Below are 16989 nucleotides of genomic sequence, written 5' to 3'. Positions count from 1 at the left end.
CCGACGGCAACCGGGGAGGGGCAGGGCAGGGGGCGGCTTGTTTCCGCTCCGAGAGTTTTGCCGGGCGGCGGGGCGGTGACAAGGGCGGACGGGGGTTCGTGGTGGCCCCTTCACTACTGCGCAACGGGCCGAAATACTCCGCAACACCCTCTCCCAACTGGGAAGATGGCGATTGACAGCGGGCGTCCGGCCCGAGCACGATGAGCGCCGAGCCCACTCGCAGCGAGCCGGAAGGAGGGCCGATGCGTACCGCCGTTGTCGTGTGTTGTCCGTCGTGCCCGGTCCCGGTGGACGTGTGCCGCGAGGGCTGTTGTCGGCGCCGCCGCGCGTAGCCCTTCCCCGCTTTCCCGCTCCCTCTCCGTCACGGCAGTGCGCGGTGCGCCCTCGGGCTGCCCGGCGGCCGTGGCACCTCCGACCGACGTGCCCGACCGACGTGTCCGGTCGGCGCGCCGGCGCCCGTGCCTCGGCGCGCCCTGTTTCCGCTTCCCCCTTTTCTCCCGGAGGAGTTCGACCATGTCCGTTTCCACTCCCACTTCCGCTCCCGCTCCCGTTTCCGCTCCCGTCGGCACCGAGCTGCGGCTGACCCCGGCGGCGGGGCGGATCGGCGCGATCGTGCACGACGTCAGGCTGGGGGCCGAGCTGCCGACCGCGACGGTGGCGGCGCTGGAGGCCGCGCTGTACGAGCACAAGGTGCTGTTCTTCCGCGGCCAGCAGCACCTGGACGACGCCGAACACGAGGCGTTCGCACGGCTGTTGGGGCAGCCGGTGTTCCACCCGACGGTGCCGAGCGCGGACGGCCGGTACATCTTCGAGCTGGACGCCACCAAGGGCGTGCGGGCGAACAACTGGCACACCGACGTGACCTTCGTGCCCTCGTACCCGAAGGCGTCGATCCTGCGGGCGCTGGAGCTGCCGCCGGCGGGCGGCAGCACGGTGTGGGCGAACACTGCGGCCGCGTACCGGGACCTGCCGGAGCCGCTGAAGGCGCTCGCGGAGAGCCTGCGGGCGGTGCACACCAACGACTACGACTACGCGGCGAACCTGGCGCTGGCGCCGGAGCTGGCGGAGAACGCCGAGATCGCGAAGCTGTTCCGGCAGGTGTTCGTGTCGACGGCGTTCAAGACCGAGCACCCGCTGGTGCGGGTGCACCCGGTGACGGGTGAGAAGAACCTGCTGCTGGGGTCGTTCGCGCAGAAGATCGTGGGCGTGTCCGGCAAGGACAGCCGGGCGCTGATCGAGCTGTTCCAGCGGTACGTGGAGCGGCTGGAGAACACGGTGCGCTGGGACTGGCAGGTCGGCGACGTGGCGATCTGGGACAACCGGGCGACCCAGCACTACGCGGTGAACGACTACGGCGACGAGCCGCGCCTGGTGCGCCGGATCACCCTGGACGGCGACCTGCCGGTGGGTGTGGACGGGCGGCCGAGCCGCCTGCTGGAGCCCGCCGACCCGCCGCGGGTGGCCGGTCTGGTCCCGGCGGCCGAGCTGGAGGCCGAGTCGCTGGCCCGCTGAGCCCACCCACCCCCTCCGCAGCCCCGTCCCCCGATCGCCTTGCGCAGAAGCGGAGTTCGACCGCCGTGACCAGCACCGTCGTGACCGGCGCCGCCACAGGCAGCATCGCCACAGGCAGCGCCGCCACAAGCAGTACCGCCACCGCGCCGCGGGCCGGGGACGACCGGCGGGAGGCGAACGCGTCCACCGTGCTGCGGACGGTGCTGGACCACGGGCCGGTGGCCCGCAGCACGGTGGCCCGGTTGACCGGGCTCAGCCCGGCCGCCGTCTCGCGCCAGGTGGTGGACCTGATGCGGCTCGAACTGGTCTCCGAGCGACCGGAGTTGGCGTCGAACGCGCCGGGGGTGCGGGGCCGTCCGCAGCTGCCGCTGGAGGTGGACGCGGAGCGGCTGGCGGTGGCGGGCCTGCACGTCGGGGTGCCGTACAGCACCTTCGCGGTGCTGGACCTGCGCGGCCGGGTGCTGTTCCGGCAGGAGCTGCCGAACGGCGGGCGGCGCGGATTCGCGGTGCTGCGACCGCTGTTGGCGCGGTTGCCGCGCCTGCTGGCGGTGACGGCGGCGGGGCGCCGGCTGGTCGGGCTGGGCGCGGTGACGGGCGGCGCGGTGGACGCCGAGCGTGGGGTGACGGTCCGTCATGACCCTTTGGAGTGGCGGGAGATGCCGCTGCGCGGACTGCTGGAGCAGGCCACGGGGCTGCCGGTGCGGGTGGACAACCACGCCCGGGCGCTGGCGGCGGCCGAGGTGCTGTTCGGCGCCCCGGCGGCCCGGCGCTCGATGGTGCAGCTGTTCGTCGGGCACGTGGTGGACGCGGCGATCGCGGTGGCGGGGACGGTGCACCAGGGCCCGCCGTCGGTGACCGGCGACGGCGGGCACCTGCCGGTGCCGGGCAGCACGGCCCGATGTCACTGCGGGCGACGCGGCTGCCTGTCGGTGGCGGCCTCGGACACCACGCTGTTCGAGGCGGCGGCCGCGCAGGGCGTGATCGCCCGCCCGGACCGGCAGTTGCTGCTGGCGGCGGTGCGCGCGGGCGACGCCCGGGCGGACGCGCTGGTGCGGCAGCGGGCCCGGACGGTGGGCGGTGCGCTGGCGCTGCTCGCCGACGTGGTCAATCCGGACCTGCTGGTGCTGACCGAGACCTTCGCGCTGGCCGATCCGGTCTACCTGGACGCGGTGCGCGCGGAGTTCGCGCTCCGCTCGCACCTGCACAAGGACGCCTCGCTGCTGGTGGCGCAGCGTTTCGGTGCGGACGCGCTGGCCGTGGCGGCGTGCGCGCCGGTGCTGGGCGAGCTGTACGCCCGGCCCCTGCCCGGCCCCTGACTTCCCCCTGCTCCCCCTCCTCCTCTCTTCCCGCAACTCGCTTCTTCCGAAGGACTGTTGACGATGACCCTGTTCTCCGCCGATCCGCTCCCCCGTTCGGCGTCCTCCGCTTCCGCGCTCCCCGTTTCCGCGCTCTCCCGCCGGTCCGTGCTGCGCGGCGGTCTGGCGGGCGTCGGTCTGCTGGCGCTGTCGGCGTGCCGTTCGGCGGCGGACTCCGCGCCGGGAGCGGAGGCGGCGGGCGGCGCGGCCCCGCCGCGCCGGGGCGGGGTGCTGACGGTGGGTGTCGGGGTGGACTTCACGCCGGCCCTGCTGTTCGCGCAGAGCGCCAACTCGCTGCTCCAGCGCCTGGTCTTCAACACGCTCACCCGCTACGACGACCAGCTGCGCCCGCAGCCGGAGCTGGCGAAGAGCTGGGAGGTGGCGGCGGACGGGCTGAGCGTGACGTTGAAGCTGCGCGAGGACGTGGTCTTCCACAGCGGGCGGAAGTTCACCGCGGACGACGTGGTGTTCGCGGTGAAGAACCTGCAGAACCCGGTGCGTTCGGCGCAGTTGAGGTCGACGGCGCTGACCGTGACGGACTTCCGGAAGAACGGCGACTTCGAGCTGACGCTGGTGCTGGCGCACCAGGTGTCCAACCTGTTCGACCTCTTCGAGTTCATGATCATCCCGGATTCGGCGAGCGTCGAGGACGCCGTCGCGGGCACGAAGCTGATCGGCACCGGCCCGTTCACCTTCACCGACCGCAAGCCGGGCTCCTCGCTGAGCTTCGCCCGCAACGAGAAGTACTGGAACCCGGGCCGGCCGTACCTGGACGGCGTGGAGATCAAGGTGATCCCGCAGGCCGAGACGCTGCTGTCGTCGGTGAAGACCGGCCAGGTGCACCTGTCGTACGCGGTGCGCGGCAAGGACGTGGCGACGCTGAAGGACGACAAGCGGTTCCGGATCACCCAGTACGACACCGGCGCGGGCGCGTACTACATCGGCGCGAACCTGTCCGTCCCGGAGGTGCAGGACAAGCGGGTGCGGCAGGCGATCGCCTGGGCGATCGACCGGGACCGGCTGGTGCAGCAGGCGCTCGGCGGGTACGCGACGGTCTCCTCGGTGCCGTGGCCGAAGTCCTCCCCGGCGTACCGGGAGCAGGACGCCGTCCGGTACCGCCACGACCCGGAGAAGGCCCGGGCGCTGCTGAAGGAGGCGGGCGTGACCTCGCTGTCGCTGCCGCTGGCGCACCAGTCGGACGCCGGGTCGACGGCGGTCGCGCAGATCCTGCAGTACGACCTGAAGCAGGTCGGCATCGAGGTGCAGCTGCAGCCGGTGGACTCGCCGACCATGCAGAAGCAGCTGATCTCGCAGACCATGCCGGCGCTGTGGACGCTCAGCCACAGCTTCTCGCAGGCGCACCCGGCGACACTGGCGGTCAGCGCGTACCCGTTCAACGAGGCGAAGAACACCTCGAAGTTCTCCTCGCCCGCGTACACCGAGGCGGTGCAGAAGGCCTGGAACCGCTCGGACGCGGACAGCCCGGAGGCGAAGGCGCTGTACCAGCAGGTGACCGACATCCTGCTGGAGGAGCAGTTCATCATCGACCTGGCGATCGCCGGGCTGGTGGAGGTCGCGGGCGCGCAGGTGCGCGGGGCGACCCTGAACAAGTACTCGTACCTGGTCCTCGACGACGCCTACCTGGCGGGCTGAGCCGTGCGGACCTTCCTGTTCAAACGGCTGCCGAGCGGGCTGGCGGTGCTGCTGGCCGCCTCGTTCGCGGTGTTCCTGATGCTGCGGCTGATCCCGGGCGACCCGGCGACCACGCTGGCCGGGCCGGACGCCTCGCCTGCCGCCGTCGCGGCGATCCGGCAGCGGCTGGGGCTGGACGCGCCGCCGGCCGCGCAGTACCTGCACTGGCTGGGCCAGGTGCTGACCGGCGACCTCGGGCCGAGCTACGCGATCGGCGGGCAGGTCTCCGCCCTGATCGCGGACGGCCTGGCCGCGACCGTCCAGCTCACCCTGGCCGCGCTGCTGCTGGTGGTGGCGCTGGCCGTGCCGACCGCGCTGTACGCGGTGGCGGGGCGGCGGCGGGCGCTGACCGGGGCGCTGCGGGCGCTGACCACCGGGGCGCTGGCGGTGCCGCCGTTCGTGACCGGCGTGGTGCTGGTGCTGGTGTTCGCGGTGGGCCTGGGCCTGCTGCCGGCCGGCGGGCACGCCTCGCTGTTCGACGCGCCGGACCTCGCGGTGCAGTACCTGGCGCTGCCGGCGCTCTGCCTGGCGCTGCCGAGCGCGGCGATCCTGGCCCGCTACCTCCAGGACGGCCTGGAGCGGGCGCTCGCCGAGGACTACGTGCGCACCGCGACGGCGCTCGGGGTGCCGCGGCGTCGGATCCTGTGGCGGCACGCGCTGCCGAACGCGCTGCCGTCCGCGGTGACCGTGCTCGGCCTGCAGATCGGACAGCTGATCGCGGGCGCCGTGGTGGTGGAGCGGATCTTCGCCTGGCCGGGCCTCGGCCAGCTGATCGAGCAGGGCGTGGCGCGCCGCGACTACCCGGTGGTGCAGGACCTGCTGCTGCTGGTGGTCGCCGGGTACGTGGCCGTGCAGCTGCTCACCGACCTGTTGTACTCCTGGCTCGACCCGCGCGTGCGGTGGGAGTGATGCGACGATGACCACGATCCCCCTTCCCGCGGCGGCCCGTCGGGGCGGCCGCTACACCGCCGGGCTGCGCTCCTGGCGGGGCGTGACCGGCCTGGTGCTGGTCGGGGCGGTCACGCTGGCGGGGCTGCTGGCCCCCTGGCTGACCGACGCCGACCCGAACGCGCAGGGCGCGCAGGCGCTGGCCGGGCCGGGCGGCGACCACCCGCTGGGCACCGACGACCTCGGGCGGGACCTGCTCAGCCGGATCCTGCACGGCATCCTCACCGACCTGTCGATCATCCTGACCGCCGTTCCGGCGGGCGCCCTGATCGGCGCGGCGCTGGCGCTGCTGGCGGGCACCTCGCGGGCCGCCGACCTGGTGGTGCAGCGGCTGTTCGACCTGGTGCTGTCCTTCCCCGGGCTGATCCTCGGCCTGGCGGTGACCGCGATCCTCGGCCCGGGCCGCTGGCCGGTGGTGATCATCGTCGCGCTGGCCGAGATCCCGTACTTCGGGCGGCAGTTGCGGGCCGGCGTGCTGGTCCAGCGGGAGCGCGAGTACGCGCTGGCCGCCCGGATCGGCGGCGCGGGCCGGGCCCGGGTGCTGCTGCGGCACGTGCTGCCGAACGCGGTCGACCCGCTGGTCGTGCAGGCCGCGGTCGCGCTGTCGGTCGGCGTCTTCATCGAGGGCGCGCTGAGCTTCCTCGGCCTGGGCGTCCGCCCGCCGGACCCCACCCTGGGCAGCCTGATCAGCGGCTCGGTCGCCTACCTGGACACCCGTCCGGTGCTGGCCGCCGCCCCGCTGGCCGTCACCACCGCCCTCGTCCTGGGCTTCACCCTGCTGGCCGAGGCCCTGAACCGGGGCGTGCGCTCGTGAACGCCCCGACCCGTCCGAACCCCGGCCCGCTCTGGAGGGCAGCCCGATGACCGAACTGATCACCCGTCCTCCGCTGGACGGCCGGCCGGCCTCCGCCACCGCCGCGCTGCTGCGGGTGCGCGGCCTGCACGCGGCGTTCGGGGAGCGGACGGTGGTGCGCGGGGTGGACTTCGCGCTGGGGGCCGGGGAGAGCCTGGGGATCGTCGGCGAGTCCGGGTCGGGGAAGTCGACGACCGCGCTGGCGCTGCTGCGGATGCTGCCGGCCGGGGGCCGGATCACCGGCGGGTCGGTGGAGCTGGACGGCCGGGACCTCGCGGGGCTGCCCGAGGAGGCGCTGCGGGCGGTGCGCGGCAAGCGGATCGCGATGATCTTCCAGGATCCGATGTCCTCGCTGAACCCGGTGCTCTCGGTGGGCCGCCAGCTGGACGAGGCGCTGCGGGCGCACGGCGGGCGCCGGCCGAGGGCCGAACGGGCCGCGCGGGCGGCGGAGTTGCTGGAGCTGGTGGGGGTGCCGAAGGCGGCGTCCCGACTGGGCGACTTCCCGCACCGGTTCTCCGGCGGCCAGCGCCAACGGATCATGATCGCGCTGGCGCTGGCGCACGACGCGCAGGTGCTGGTCGCGGACGAGCCGACCACCGCGCTGGACCCGACCGTGCAGCGGCAGATCCTGCGGCTGCTGGCCCGGATCAACCGGGAGCGCGGCACCGCGCTGGTGGTGATCAGCCACGACCTGGGCGTGATCGCGGAGACCTGCTCCCGGCTGCTGGTGATGCGCGACGGCGAGGTGGTCGAACAGGGGCCGACCGAACGGCTCCTGACGGATCCTCAGCACAGCTACACGAAGTCCCTGCTGACCGCCGTCCCCCGGCTGGACGCCCCGTCCCGGTCCGCCGCCAACAGCACCCCGGGCACCGAACCGCTGCTGGTGGTAAAGGGGTTGGCGAAGGAGTACGGCCCGCGCCGGCGCCGCACGACGGCGCTGGAGTCGGTCGACCTGGAGCTGCACCCGGGCGAGACGCTGGGCCTGGTGGGCGAGTCCGGTTCGGGCAAGTCGACGCTGGCCCGGGCCCTGGTGGGCGCGCACGCGCCGAGCGCGGGCAGCGTCGTCTTCGACGGGGAGCCGCTGCTCGGCGGCCGGGCCCGGCGGGAGATCCAGATGGTCTTCCAGGACCCGTACGCCTCGCTGAACCCGCGGCTGACGGTGGGCCGGATCGTCGCCGAGCCGCTGATCGCGCACCGGATCGGCGACCGGGAGCAGCGGCGGGCCCGGGTGGCCGAACTGCTGGAGCAGGTGGGCCTGGAGGCGTCGGCGGCGGACCGTTCGCCGCGCGAGTTCTCCGGCGGCCAGCGGCAGCGGATCGGCATCGCCCGGGCGCTGGCGCCGCAGCCCCGGGTGCTGGTCTGCGACGAGCCGGTGTCGGCGCTGGACGTGTCGATCCAGGCCCAGGTGATCGACCTGCTGGCGCGCCTGCAGCGGGAGTTGGGCCTGGCGGTGCTGTTCATCGCGCACGACCTGGCGGTGGTCCGGCAGGTCAGCCACCGGATCGCGGTGCTGCACCAGGGCCGGATCGTCGAGAGCGGCCCGGCCGACCGGGTCGTCACCGCCCCCGAACACCCTTACACGGCGGAGCTGTTGGCGGCCGTCCCGTCCCTTCCCACCACGACCTCCAGGAGCCGGGCATGAGCGAGACCGAGGCGGCGGGCCACCGCCGCGACCCGTACCAGGGCTTCCCCGGGCGGGTGGGGCGGACGTTCGGCGAGTCGGTGCCGTCCTGGCCGGACCGGGTGCGGCCGCGCGCGGGCGCGCCGAACGTGGTGGTGGTGCTGGTCGACGACCTGGGCTACAGCGACATCGGGCCGTTCGGCTCGGAGGTGCCGACGCCGACCCTGGACGGCTTGGCCGAGCGGGGCGTGAAGCTGGCCAACTACCACACCATGCCGCTGTGTTCACCGGCCCGGGCGGCCCTGCTGACGGGGCTGAACCCGCACCGGGTGGGGTACTCGTTCGTGGCCAACGCCGACCCGGGCTTCCCCGGCTACGGCATGGCGATCGCGGACGACGTCCCGACGCTGGCGCAGACCCTGCACGACGCCGGGTACGCGACGTACGCGGTCGGCAAGTGGCACCTGACCCGGGACTCGGCCTCCTCGGCGGCCGACGACCGGGCCAACTGGCCGCTGCAGAAGGGCTTCGACCAGTACTACGGGGTGCTGGAGGGCCTGACCAGCCTGTTCCACCCGCACCAGCTGGTGTGCGACAACTCGCCGTTGGACATCGACGAGTTCCCGGACGGCTACTACTACACCGACGACATCACCGACCGGGCGATCGGCATGGTGAAGTCGCTGCGGGCGCACGACGCCGACAAGCCGTTCTTCCTCTACCTGGCGCACAACGCGGTGCACGGCCCGCTGCAGGCCAAGCCGGAGGACCTGGCCCGGCACCGGGGCCGCTACGACGGCGGCTGGGACGAGCTGCGGGCCGAGCGCTTCGCCCGACAACTGGCGGCCGGGCACTTCCCGCCCGGCACCGGACTGCCGGAGCGCAACGGCGAGGCCGGGTACGAGGTCGGGGCCTGGGACGAACTCGACGAGGTGAAGCGGAAGTTGTACGCCCGCTACATGGAGGTGTACGCCGCGATGGTCGACAACGTCGACCGGAACCTGGGCCGGCTCACCGATGTCCTGGAGCAGCTCGGCGAACTCGACAACACCGTCGTGGTGTTCACCTCCGACAACGGCGGCACCGGCGAGGGCGGCGCGGAGGGCACCCGCAGCTACTTCAGCCGCTTCGTCCACCACCCGAACCTGCCCGCCGACTGGAACCCGGACGTGCAGCGGGAGATCGACCTGATCGGCGGGCCGCAGTCGCTGGTGCACTACCCGCGCGGCTGGGGCATGGCCTCCAACACGCCGTTCCGGCTGTACAAGGGCCAGACGTACGCGGGCGGGGTGCGCGTCCCGTTCGTGCTGTCCTGGCCGGCCGGGCTGCCGCGCGCGGCGGGCGACGACGGGGTGCGCGGCCAGTACCAGTACGTCACCGACCTGCTGCCGACGCTGCTCGAACTCGTGGGCGTGGAAAGGCCGGTGGAGCGCGGCGGGGCACCGGTGCAGGAGTTGGACGGGGTGTCGTTCGCGTCGGTGCTGCGGGACGGCGGCGCGCCGTCCACCCACCGCGAGCAGTACTGCGAGATGACCGGCAACCGCTCGTACTACCGGGACGGCTGGAAGCTGGTCACCCTGCACCGCCCCGGCGCGCCGTACGACGACGGCGAATGGGCGCTGTACGACCTGCGCGCCGACCCGACCGAGATCCACGACCGGTCCGCCGAACACCCGGAGCTGGTGAAGGAGTTGGCGCGGGCCTGGGAGGACGCGGCCTGGCGCAACGGGGTCTTCCCGCTCGCCGACGCCTCCGGCGGCTTCGTGCTGCGCGGACCGGCGGAGGAGGCGCTGCGCCGCCCGGTGACCCTGCTGGCCGGCACCCCCGAGCTGGAGCGCTACCGCTCCTCCCGGCTGATCGCGTTCCGCTCGTTCACGGCGGAGGTCGCGCTCGACCGCCACGGCGTCGACGACCAGGGCGTGCTGGTCTCGCACGGCGACCAGGGCGGCGGCTACAGCCTGTACGTGGAGGACGGCCGGCTGCGCCTGGCGTACAACCAGTACGGCGAGCTGTTCGAGACCGACGCGGGCGAACTCCCGCCCGGGGCGCACCTGGTGGCGCTGGAGGCGACGGCGGTGGCCGACCTGAGGTGGCGGTTCGAGGTGCGGGTGGACGGTGCGGTGACGGGCGCGCTCGGGCCGGTGCACCAGCTGATCGGGATGGCCCCGTTCCAGGGCATCAGCGTCGGCGTGGACCGCAAGTCCCCGGTGTCCTGGCCGCTGTGGGAGCGGCACCGGACCTTCCGCTACACCGGCGGCCTGCGTTCGGTCACCTACCGGCCGGGCCCGGCCGCGCCCTACGACCCGGAGACGGTGGCCCGGGCGCTGCGGGAGGCGGCGGCGGCCTTCGAGTGAGGGCGGGCCGCCACCCGGGGCGGCGGAGGTGACGGTGCGTCAGGTCAGCGGCCTGGTCCAGCGGCGCCACTGCTCCTCCGGGGCGTAGCCCGCCGCGCGCCAGGCGGCCCGGCCGAGGTCGTTGTGCTCCAGCACCATCGCGTCGGCCCGGCGGCCGCCGAGCGCCTCGAACCTGGCGTGCGCGGCGGCCAGCAGCGCGCTGCCGACGCCCTGGCGGCGGGCCGCCGGGTGGACGGCCAGCCGGTACAGGTGGCAGCGCCAGCCGTCCCAGCCCGCGATCACCGTGCCGAGCAGCACGCCGTCCCGCTCGGCCAGCAGCAGCGCCCCCCGGTCCCGCTCCAGCAGCCGGGCGACGCCCGCCCGGTCGTCGGAGATGCTGGTGCCCTCGGCGGCCAGCGCCCAGAACGCCAACACCGCGTCGATGTCGTCGGGGCCGGCCGCCCGCAGTCCGTACTCGCTCATGCACCCCTTCCTACCAGCGCGAACGCCGCGCCCACCAACCCTTTACGGCTCAGCTGCCCGCCGTCGATCATCCCGAGGCGGCGCAGCTGCCCGTCATGCTCCGGAGCCTTCCCGGCGGCGGTGCCGGGGAGTCCGGCGAACTGGCGTGCGGTCGGCGGCCCGTGGACCGGCCGGTAGCATGCCGATCATGGATCTGGCCGAGGTGTCGACGGTGTTCGCAGCGGAGTCCGAGGCGCTCGGCCGGGCCCTCGACGGGCTGCCCGAGGGCGGCTGGGACCGGCCGACGCGGTGCGAGCCGTGGCCCGTGCGCGAGTTGCTGGGGCACCTCTGCGTGGTGCTGGACTGGGTGCCCGGCATGGTCGACGCCCCGGCCCCGCCCGTCCCGGAGGTCTCGGCCACCGGGTACTACCGGCCGGACCACCGGTTCGACGCCGCGACCGACGCCGCCCGGATCGGCCTCGGCCGGGACCGCGCCGCGCACCACCCGTCGGGGCCCGCGCTGCTCGCCGACTTCACCCGCACCTGGCGGACCGTGGCCGCCCGCTGCCGGGACGAACCGGCGCGGCGGGTGGTGCGGACCCGGCACGGCGACGCGATGCTGCTCGCCGACTTCCTGCTGACCCGGATCGTCGAACTCGCCGTGCACGGGCTCGACCTGGCCGACGCCCTCGACCGCGAGCCCTGGCTGACCGCACCCGCCGGCGACGCGGTGCTGCACCTGCTGGCCGGGCCCGGGGCGCGGGGCGCCGCGGCCGAACTGGGCTGGAGCCGGGCCGACTTCCTGCGGCGCGGCACCGGCCGGGCCCCGCTGGCCCCCGACGAGTCCGCGCGGCTGGCCCGACTCGGCGTCAACCGGCTGGCCCTGGGCTGACTCCGGCGGGGCCGCGCCCCGCCGGGGCTCCGGGCGGCTGCGGTTCGGCTGCCTGCGGTTCGGCCGTCTGCGGTCCGGCCGTCTGCGGTTCGGCCGTCTGCGGTCGGCGAAAAACCGGGGTGCCGGGCCGGTCGTGGCGCACAGTGGTGGGCATGTTGAACCGCGTAGCCGTCCTGTCCGATGTCCACGGCGTCCTGCCCGCGCTGGAGGCCGTGCTCGCCGAGCCCGAGGTGGCCGCCGCCGACCGGATCGTGCTGACCGGCGACATCGCCGCCGGTCCGCAGCCCGTGCAGGTCCTCGACCGGCTGCTCGGCCTCGGCGGGCGGGTGGTGTGGGTCGGCGGGAACGCCGACCGCGAGCTGGTCGAGCACCGCCGCGGCGGGTCCGGACCGTCCCCCGACCCGGTCGTCCCGTGGGCCGCCGAGCAGTTGCGCCCGGACCTGCTCGACCTGCTGGCCCGGCTCCCCCGGTCGGTCACGCTGCCGGTGCGCGGCCTCGGGGCGGTGCTGTTCTGCCACGCCACCCCGCGCGACGACGAGGAGGTGGTCCTGGTCGACTCGCGCCCCGACCGCTGGCGCGAGGTCTTCACCGGCCTCGCCCCCGAGGTCCGCACGGTGGTCTGCGGCCACACCCACATGCCCTTCGTCCGCCTCGCCCACGGCCGCCTCGTGGCCAACCCGGGCAGCGTCGGCATGCCCTACGGCCGCCCGGGCGCCCACTGGGCCCTCCTCGGCCCCGGCACCGACCTGCGGGTGACCGCCTTCGACCCGGCCGCCGCCACCGCCGCCGTCAGCCGCGACTCCGCCTACCCCGACGCCGCCGCCTGGGCCGACCACTACCTGTACGCCCGCTCCACCGACACCGAGGCCCACGAAGCCTTCGCCCCGCGCGACGGCCGCACCGCCCCGCCCCGCTGAGGCCGGGAGGGGCGAGGGGGTCAGGGCGCGCTGGGCGGGGTGGGGCGGTCGCGCCAGGCGCTTTCCCAGCGCCGGGTGAGGGAGGGGTAGATGACGAGGTGGCGGAAGGGGGCGATCAGGGCCATGTAGAGGCGGCCGAGGCGGCCGTTGGGTTTGACCAGGACGGCCATCCGCAGTTCGTGGTCGCCGTCGGCGCCGCGGACCCAGCCCAGGTGCATCACGGTGTGGACCGTGCGGTTGGCCAGCTCGCGGGCGGACTCGTCGTGGAGCTCGTAGACGGCCTTGAGCGGGAGGGAGTCGTCGTCCGTGCCGCGCGGGGCGTCGCGGAGGTCGGCGGGCAGCCGGTCGCGGAGCGAGGCGACCCGCGTGCCGGCGCCCTGGGCCGGGTCGTCCCAGCCCAGCAGGGCGCCGAGCCGCCGGCGCACCGCGAACAGGAAGCGGGCCACCGCGGGCTGGTTGTCGATGCCGCCGGCCGTCCGGAGGGCCTCGACCATCACCGGGAAGTCGTCCGGCCCCGCCCCCGGCGTGCGGAAGGACCACACGTCCTCGACCGCGAAGTCCCCGGCGATCGCGTGGACCCGCCACGGTTGCCCGGTGAAGGCGGCAGTGCTGAGTCGCGCCATGGCCCGCTCCCTTTTGTACGGCACCGAATATTTGATCTGTACGGCAGCGTATAACATGGGTGCGCCCGAAACCACCGAACCGACCGCAGGAGGTGTCCGGATGCCCGCCGTCGCCCGCACGACCCGGGAGCGCTGGATCGAGGCGGGCCTGCAGGCCCTCGCCGAAGGAGGGCCCGACGCCGTCCGGGTGGAGGTGCTGGCCGGACGGCTCGGCGTCACCAAGGGCGGTTTCTACGGGCACTTCGACGGCCGCCCCGCGTTCCTGGCGGAGATGCTCGACACATGGGAGCAGCAGAGCACCTCGGAGGTCATCGCCCGGGCCGAGGCCGAGGGCACCGACCCCGCCGAGACGCTCCGGACGGTCGGCCGGCTGACCTACTCGGCGGACGCGCACCCGATCGACCTCGCGGTGCGGTCCTGGGCCCGCCACGACCCGGAGGTGGCGGAGCGCCTGCGCCGCGTCGACAACCGGCGGATGGCGTTCCTGCGGAAGATGTTCGGCGCCTTCCTCACCGACCCCGACGAGGTCGAGGCGCGCAGCGTCCTGATGTTCTCGCTGGCGATCGGCCGCCACTTCATCGGCGCCGACCACCCCGGGCACACCAGGCCGCAGGCCGTGCAACTGGCCGGCGAGTACCTGCTCCGGCCTTCCCCGGTTCAGCCGTCCCCGACTCAGCCGTCCTCGGTTCAGCCGCCGCCGGTCCGGCGGTCCCCGGCCGTGACGAAGCCGCTCTCGTAGGCGGCGACGACCGCCTGGGTGCGGCCGCGCACCCCGAGCTTGCCGAGAATCCGGGCCACGTGGGTCTTGACGGTCTCCGCGCCGACCCGCATCCGCTCGGCGATCTCCGCGTTGGTCAGTCCCGCCGCCATCAGCCGGAGCACCTCGCGCTCCCGTGCCGACAGCCGGTCGGTCCGCGCCCGGTCGGGGGCCAACGGCGCGTGCCGGAGCGCGAGTTCGCGGACGGCCGCGGGGAAGAGCAGCGCGTCCCCGGCCGCCACCAGGCGCACCGCGTGCACCAGCGTCTCGGCACGCGAGCGCTTGGGCAGGAAGCCCTGCGCCCCGGCCCGCAGCGCCTCGTGGACGTGCACGTCGTTCTCGAAGGTCGTCACCACCAGGATGCGCGGGGCGTCCGGCACGGTGCGCACCAGGTGCGCCGTCGCGTCGATGCCGGAGAGGCGCGGCATCCGCACGTCCATCAGCACCACGTCGGGACGCAACTGCCGGGCCAGCTCGATCACTTCGAGGCCGTCGGTGGCCTCGCCGACGACGTCGAGGTCGGGCTCGGAGCCGAGGATCGCGCGGAAGCCGGTGCGGATCAGGTGCTCGTCGTCGGCGATCAGGACGCGGATGCTCACGCCCGCCCCCGCAGCGGCAGGCGGACGGCGAGCCGCCAGCGGCGGCCGGATTCGTCGGGCCCGGCCTCGCAGCTGCCGTGCAGCGACCGCGCCCGTTCGCGTATCCCGGCCAGCCCGCGGCCGCCGCCGGGGCCATCGGGGCTCCCGGGTCCATCGGGGCCCCCGAGCCCGGGCGCGGTGCTGCGCGGTCGCAGCGGGTTCGTCATGGCGATCTCCACCCCACCCTCCCGGACGGACAGTTGCAGAAGGACGCCCGCGCCGCCCGCGTGCTTGAGCGCATTGCCGAGGCCCTCCTGCACGATCCGGTACGCCTCCCGGGACACCGCTCCCGGGAGCGCCGCGAGGCCCGACCAGGTCTCCTCCTGCACACAGTCCACCACGGCCCCGGCGGCCCGGGTGCGCGCCAGCAGGGCGGGCAGGTCGGCCAGCGTGCGCGGCCCGGCCCGGTCCTGCTCGTCCCGCAACAGGCCCAGGACGTGGTCGAGTTCGGCGGCCGCCTCGCGCGCGGCCTCCTCGATGGCGGTCAGCGCCGTGGCCGCGAAGCCGGGATCGGTGCCCAACTGCCGTGCCGCCGCCGCGGCCTGGATGCCGACCACGCTCAGCGCGTGGCCCACCGAGTCGTGCAACTCCCTTGCCACGCGGGCGTGTTCGACCACCGGGCGGGCGGGGAGGTCGGCGGGCGGGTCGGTGAGCGGATCGGCGGGCGGGTCGGCGGAGGCCGGGCCGAGGAGGCGCGGGGCCAGCCGGGCGAGCCACCGGCCCGCCGCGCCGGAGAACAGCACGGGCAGCGCCAGCAGGACCGGGCCCAGCAGCGGCAGCACCCACGGATGCGCCAGTACCGTTGCACCCCGGGGCAGTTGGGCTTCACCGATCCCGAGCAGGGGCCACAGCAGGAGCAGCACCCCGGCGGGCGGCAGGGTCAGCGACAGCACGCCGGTGGCCGTGCCGAGCAGCGTGTGCAGGGTGAACCAGAGCGAGGTGCGGCGGCGGGCCGCCCAGGTGTCGGCCGGGGCGGCCGGCACCTCGCCGGTCGCGCCGCACAGGGTGCGGGCCATCGCGCCCTCCAGGGAGCGGGCGACCGGCAGCAGTCCGGCGGCGGCCGCCAGCGGGACGGCCAGGGCGAAGGCGAGCAGTTGCGGCAGCGGGGCGAAGCCCGCCGGGAGCGGGACGACGACGCCGACCGCGGTGGTCGTCAGCAACTGGAAGGGCGTCAACAGGGCCGCGCCGAGCAGCAGGTGCATCCAGCGCAGCCCGGCGCGACGGTCGACGAGCACGCGCAGGCCCCGGGCAGCCCTCGCCACCCTCGCCGCCCTCGCCCCGACCCCCGCCACCCCGACCCCGCCTCCCTGCGGTGAGCGCCCTGCCCCGCGCGACCGCGCAGAACGTCCGGGCCCCGTCCACCGCGTGAGCCGGGAACCCGCCGTGCACGGAACCGTTCTGCCGCCGTCGGCCCCGGTGGACGAGGGCCTTCCGGACCGGACCTCGGACGGGGCGGCTCCGGGTGGTGGAGCGCTGGCTCCCGAACGTTCTGGAGCGTACTCTCCAATTCATGGCCCGACCACCCCGTTACGACGAGGCACTGCTGCTGGACACCGCCGTACGGCTCGCCGCCACCGCGGGCCCGGCGGCCGTGACGATGTCCGCCGTCGCCAGGGCCGGGGGCGTCCCCAACGGGTCGCTCTACCACCGCTTCCCCCAACGGCTGGCGCTGATGGCCGAGTTGTGGCTGCGCACGGTCGAACGCTTCCAGCAGGGCTACCTCGCCGCGCTGCACTCCGACCCGGACCCGCTGCGCGGCGGGGCCGCCGCGGCCCGGCACGTGGTGGCCTGGAGTCGCGCCCACCCGCAGGAGGCGGCGGTGCTGCTGCACGGACCGCAGTCCTTCGGCCGGGACGAGTGGTCGACGGAGTACGCCCGGCGCGCCGAGACCGGCAACCGGCGGGTCCTCGACGCGGTGACGGAACTCGCCGCCCGCGCGGGCGCCGCCACCGAAGCGGACCTCGACCGGGCCGTCCTGGCCCTCGTCGAACTCCCCCTGGCCGTGGTCCGCCGCCACCTGCGCGCGGGCAGCCCGCTGCCGCCGCACGCCGAGGACCTCGCCGAGCGCTGCGCGACGGACCTGCTCGACCGGCAGTGCGGGTGAACACAAGCGCGGGCGAGCGGGCGAGCAGCGACCGACCCGGCCGCGCTCCCGCGCCCGGGTCGGTCGCCCACCGCTCCCACCGGCGCGACCATGACTTCGGCCGCCGACGGTCCGTCAGCCCCTGTCCCCGGCAGGGCGAACGTCAGGTCGAGCAGGCCGTCGCCCGGCCGGTCACCGCCCGCCGGGTGGGTCCGGCCGCGGTTGGCCGCGTGTCGGCCGGCACCTCGACGCAGCATCGGCCCCTCGCCCGCCACGCCGCGCGGATCGGGTCGGCCGCCG

The 16989-nt window shown here is 74.9% G+C and carries 15 protein-coding genes; 11 read left to right on the top strand and 4 right to left on the bottom strand.

The genetic code is table 11. From position 1 onward, the window contains the following. The first annotated feature begins 513 nt into the window (after nt 1-513). From ACIQBJ_RS14005 to ACIQBJ_RS13975, 7 genes are all read left to right on the top strand, one after another. Nucleotides 514-1512: a TauD/TfdA dioxygenase family protein gene (locus tag ACIQBJ_RS14005; RefSeq protein WP_400708538.1), complete on the top strand. Its 999-nt coding sequence runs from the start codon at nt 514-516 to the stop codon at nt 1510-1512. 65 nt (nt 1513-1577) lie between these two features. After that, complete coding sequence (locus ACIQBJ_RS14000; protein ID WP_400708536.1) at nt 1578-2828, top strand: ROK family protein; 1251 nt, start codon at nt 1578-1580, stop codon at nt 2826-2828. Between the two features lie 63 nt (nt 2829-2891). Next, nucleotides 2892-4520: an ABC transporter substrate-binding protein gene (locus ACIQBJ_RS13995; protein WP_400708534.1), complete on the top strand. Its 1629-nt coding sequence runs from the start codon at nt 2892-2894 to the stop codon at nt 4518-4520. 3 nt (nt 4521-4523) lie between these two features. Further along, nucleotides 4524-5468 carry an ABC transporter permease gene (locus tag ACIQBJ_RS13990; protein ID WP_400708532.1) on the top strand — a complete coding sequence of 315 codons (945 nt, stop codon included), beginning with the start codon at nt 4524-4526 and terminating at the stop codon, nt 5466-5468. 7 nt (nt 5469-5475) lie between these two features. Continuing rightward, nucleotides 5476-6321 carry an ABC transporter permease gene (locus tag ACIQBJ_RS13985; protein ID WP_400708530.1) on the top strand — a complete coding sequence of 282 codons (846 nt, stop codon included), beginning with the start codon at nt 5476-5478 and terminating at the stop codon, nt 6319-6321. A 46-nt stretch (nt 6322-6367) separates the two neighbouring features. Further along, entirely contained in the window at nt 6368-8005 is a 1638-nt protein-coding gene (locus ACIQBJ_RS13980; RefSeq protein ID WP_400708528.1) for a dipeptide ABC transporter ATP-binding protein, read from the top strand. After that, nucleotides 8002-10338: an arylsulfatase gene (locus tag ACIQBJ_RS13975; RefSeq protein WP_400708526.1), complete on the top strand. Its 2337-nt coding sequence runs from the start codon at nt 8002-8004 to the stop codon at nt 10336-10338. The genes ACIQBJ_RS13980 and ACIQBJ_RS13975 overlap by 4 nt, the downstream gene beginning before the upstream one ends. Before the next feature lie 39 nt (nt 10339-10377). Here ACIQBJ_RS13975 and ACIQBJ_RS13970 read toward each other — a convergent pair whose 3' ends face one another. Continuing rightward, complete coding sequence (locus tag ACIQBJ_RS13970) at nt 10378-10800, bottom strand: GNAT family N-acetyltransferase (protein ID WP_400708525.1); 423 nt, start codon at nt 10798-10800, stop codon at nt 10378-10380. A 187-nt stretch (nt 10801-10987) separates the two neighbouring features. Here ACIQBJ_RS13970 and ACIQBJ_RS13965 point away from each other — a divergent pair, with 187 nt between their 5' ends. Both ACIQBJ_RS13965 and ACIQBJ_RS13960 read left to right on the top strand, forming a co-directional pair. Further along, nucleotides 10988-11671: a maleylpyruvate isomerase N-terminal domain-containing protein gene (locus tag ACIQBJ_RS13965; RefSeq protein WP_400708523.1), complete on the top strand. Its 684-nt coding sequence runs from the start codon at nt 10988-10990 to the stop codon at nt 11669-11671. 152 nt (nt 11672-11823) lie between these two features. Then, nucleotides 11824-12588, top strand: a complete 765-nt coding sequence (locus tag ACIQBJ_RS13960) for a metallophosphoesterase family protein (protein WP_400708521.1) — start codon at nt 11824-11826, stop codon at nt 12586-12588. A 20-nt stretch (nt 12589-12608) separates the two neighbouring features. Here ACIQBJ_RS13960 and ACIQBJ_RS13955 read toward each other — a convergent pair whose 3' ends face one another. Beyond that, the gene (locus ACIQBJ_RS13955) at nt 12609-13211 is read right to left on the bottom strand and encodes a DUF2867 domain-containing protein (protein ID WP_400708519.1); all 603 of its coding nucleotides are present in this window, start codon (nt 13209-13211) and stop codon (nt 12609-12611) included. A 100-nt stretch (nt 13212-13311) separates the two neighbouring features. On the opposite strand from ACIQBJ_RS13955, the gene ACIQBJ_RS13950 reads away from it, so the two are divergent. Next, complete coding sequence (locus tag ACIQBJ_RS13950) at nt 13312-13950, top strand: TetR/AcrR family transcriptional regulator (protein WP_400708517.1); 639 nt, start codon at nt 13312-13314, stop codon at nt 13948-13950. Here the strand turns inward: ACIQBJ_RS13950 and ACIQBJ_RS13945 are convergent. Then, a complete protein-coding gene (locus ACIQBJ_RS13945) occupies nt 13899-14567 on the bottom strand; it encodes a response regulator (RefSeq protein ID WP_400708515.1) in 669 nt (222 codons plus the stop codon). The genes ACIQBJ_RS13950 and ACIQBJ_RS13945 overlap by 52 nt on opposite strands. Further along, nucleotides 14564-15841: a sensor histidine kinase gene (locus tag ACIQBJ_RS13940; RefSeq protein WP_400708513.1), complete on the bottom strand. Its 1278-nt coding sequence runs from the start codon at nt 15839-15841 to the stop codon at nt 14564-14566. Before ACIQBJ_RS13940 ends, ACIQBJ_RS13945 begins: the two co-directional genes overlap by 4 nt. A gap of 275 nt (nt 15842-16116) precedes the next feature. Here ACIQBJ_RS13940 and ACIQBJ_RS13935 point away from each other — a divergent pair, with 275 nt between their 5' ends. Beyond that, nucleotides 16117-16710, top strand: a complete 594-nt coding sequence (locus ACIQBJ_RS13935; protein ID WP_400708511.1) for a TetR/AcrR family transcriptional regulator — start codon at nt 16117-16119, stop codon at nt 16708-16710. Nucleotides 16711-16989 lie beyond the last annotated feature (279 nt).

Source organism: Kitasatospora sp. NPDC088391 (assembly GCF_044753345.1).
Lineage (GTDB): Bacteria > Actinomycetota > Actinomycetes > Streptomycetales > Streptomycetaceae > Kitasatospora.
The sequence above is the reverse complement of the archived record's forward strand: the minus strand, read 5'-3'. Positions and strand labels throughout refer to the sequence as shown.

Excerpts from the sequence above, each read along its gene's own strand:
- ACIQBJ_RS14005 (WP_400708538.1), top strand. The coding sequence starts at position 514 with ATGTCCGTTTCCACTCCCACTTCCGCTCCCGCTCCCGTTTCCGCTCCC.
- ACIQBJ_RS13985 (WP_400708530.1), top strand. The coding sequence starts at position 5,476 with ATGACCACGATCCCCCTTCCCGCGGCGGCCCGTCGGGGCGGCCGCTAC.
- ACIQBJ_RS13935 (WP_400708511.1), top strand. The coding sequence starts at position 16,117 with ATGGCCCGACCACCCCGTTACGACGAGGCACTGCTGCTGGACACCGCC.
- ACIQBJ_RS13955 (WP_400708519.1), bottom strand. The coding sequence starts at position 13,211 with ATGGCGCGACTCAGCACTGCCGCCTTCACCGGGCAACCGTGGCGGGTC.
- ACIQBJ_RS13950 (WP_400708517.1), top strand. The coding sequence starts at position 13,312 with ATGCCCGCCGTCGCCCGCACGACCCGGGAGCGCTGGATCGAGGCGGGC.
- ACIQBJ_RS13965 (WP_400708523.1), top strand. The coding sequence starts at position 10,988 with ATGGATCTGGCCGAGGTGTCGACGGTGTTCGCAGCGGAGTCCGAGGCG.
- ACIQBJ_RS13975 (WP_400708526.1), top strand. The coding sequence starts at position 8,002 with ATGAGCGAGACCGAGGCGGCGGGCCACCGCCGCGACCCGTACCAGGGC.
- ACIQBJ_RS13995 (WP_400708534.1), top strand. The coding sequence starts at position 2,892 with ATGACCCTGTTCTCCGCCGATCCGCTCCCCCGTTCGGCGTCCTCCGCT.
- ACIQBJ_RS13980 (WP_400708528.1), top strand. The coding sequence starts at position 6,368 with ATGACCGAACTGATCACCCGTCCTCCGCTGGACGGCCGGCCGGCCTCC.
- ACIQBJ_RS13970 (WP_400708525.1), bottom strand. The coding sequence starts at position 10,800 with ATGAGCGAGTACGGACTGCGGGCGGCCGGCCCCGACGACATCGACGCG.
- ACIQBJ_RS13960 (WP_400708521.1), top strand. The coding sequence starts at position 11,824 with ATGTTGAACCGCGTAGCCGTCCTGTCCGATGTCCACGGCGTCCTGCCC.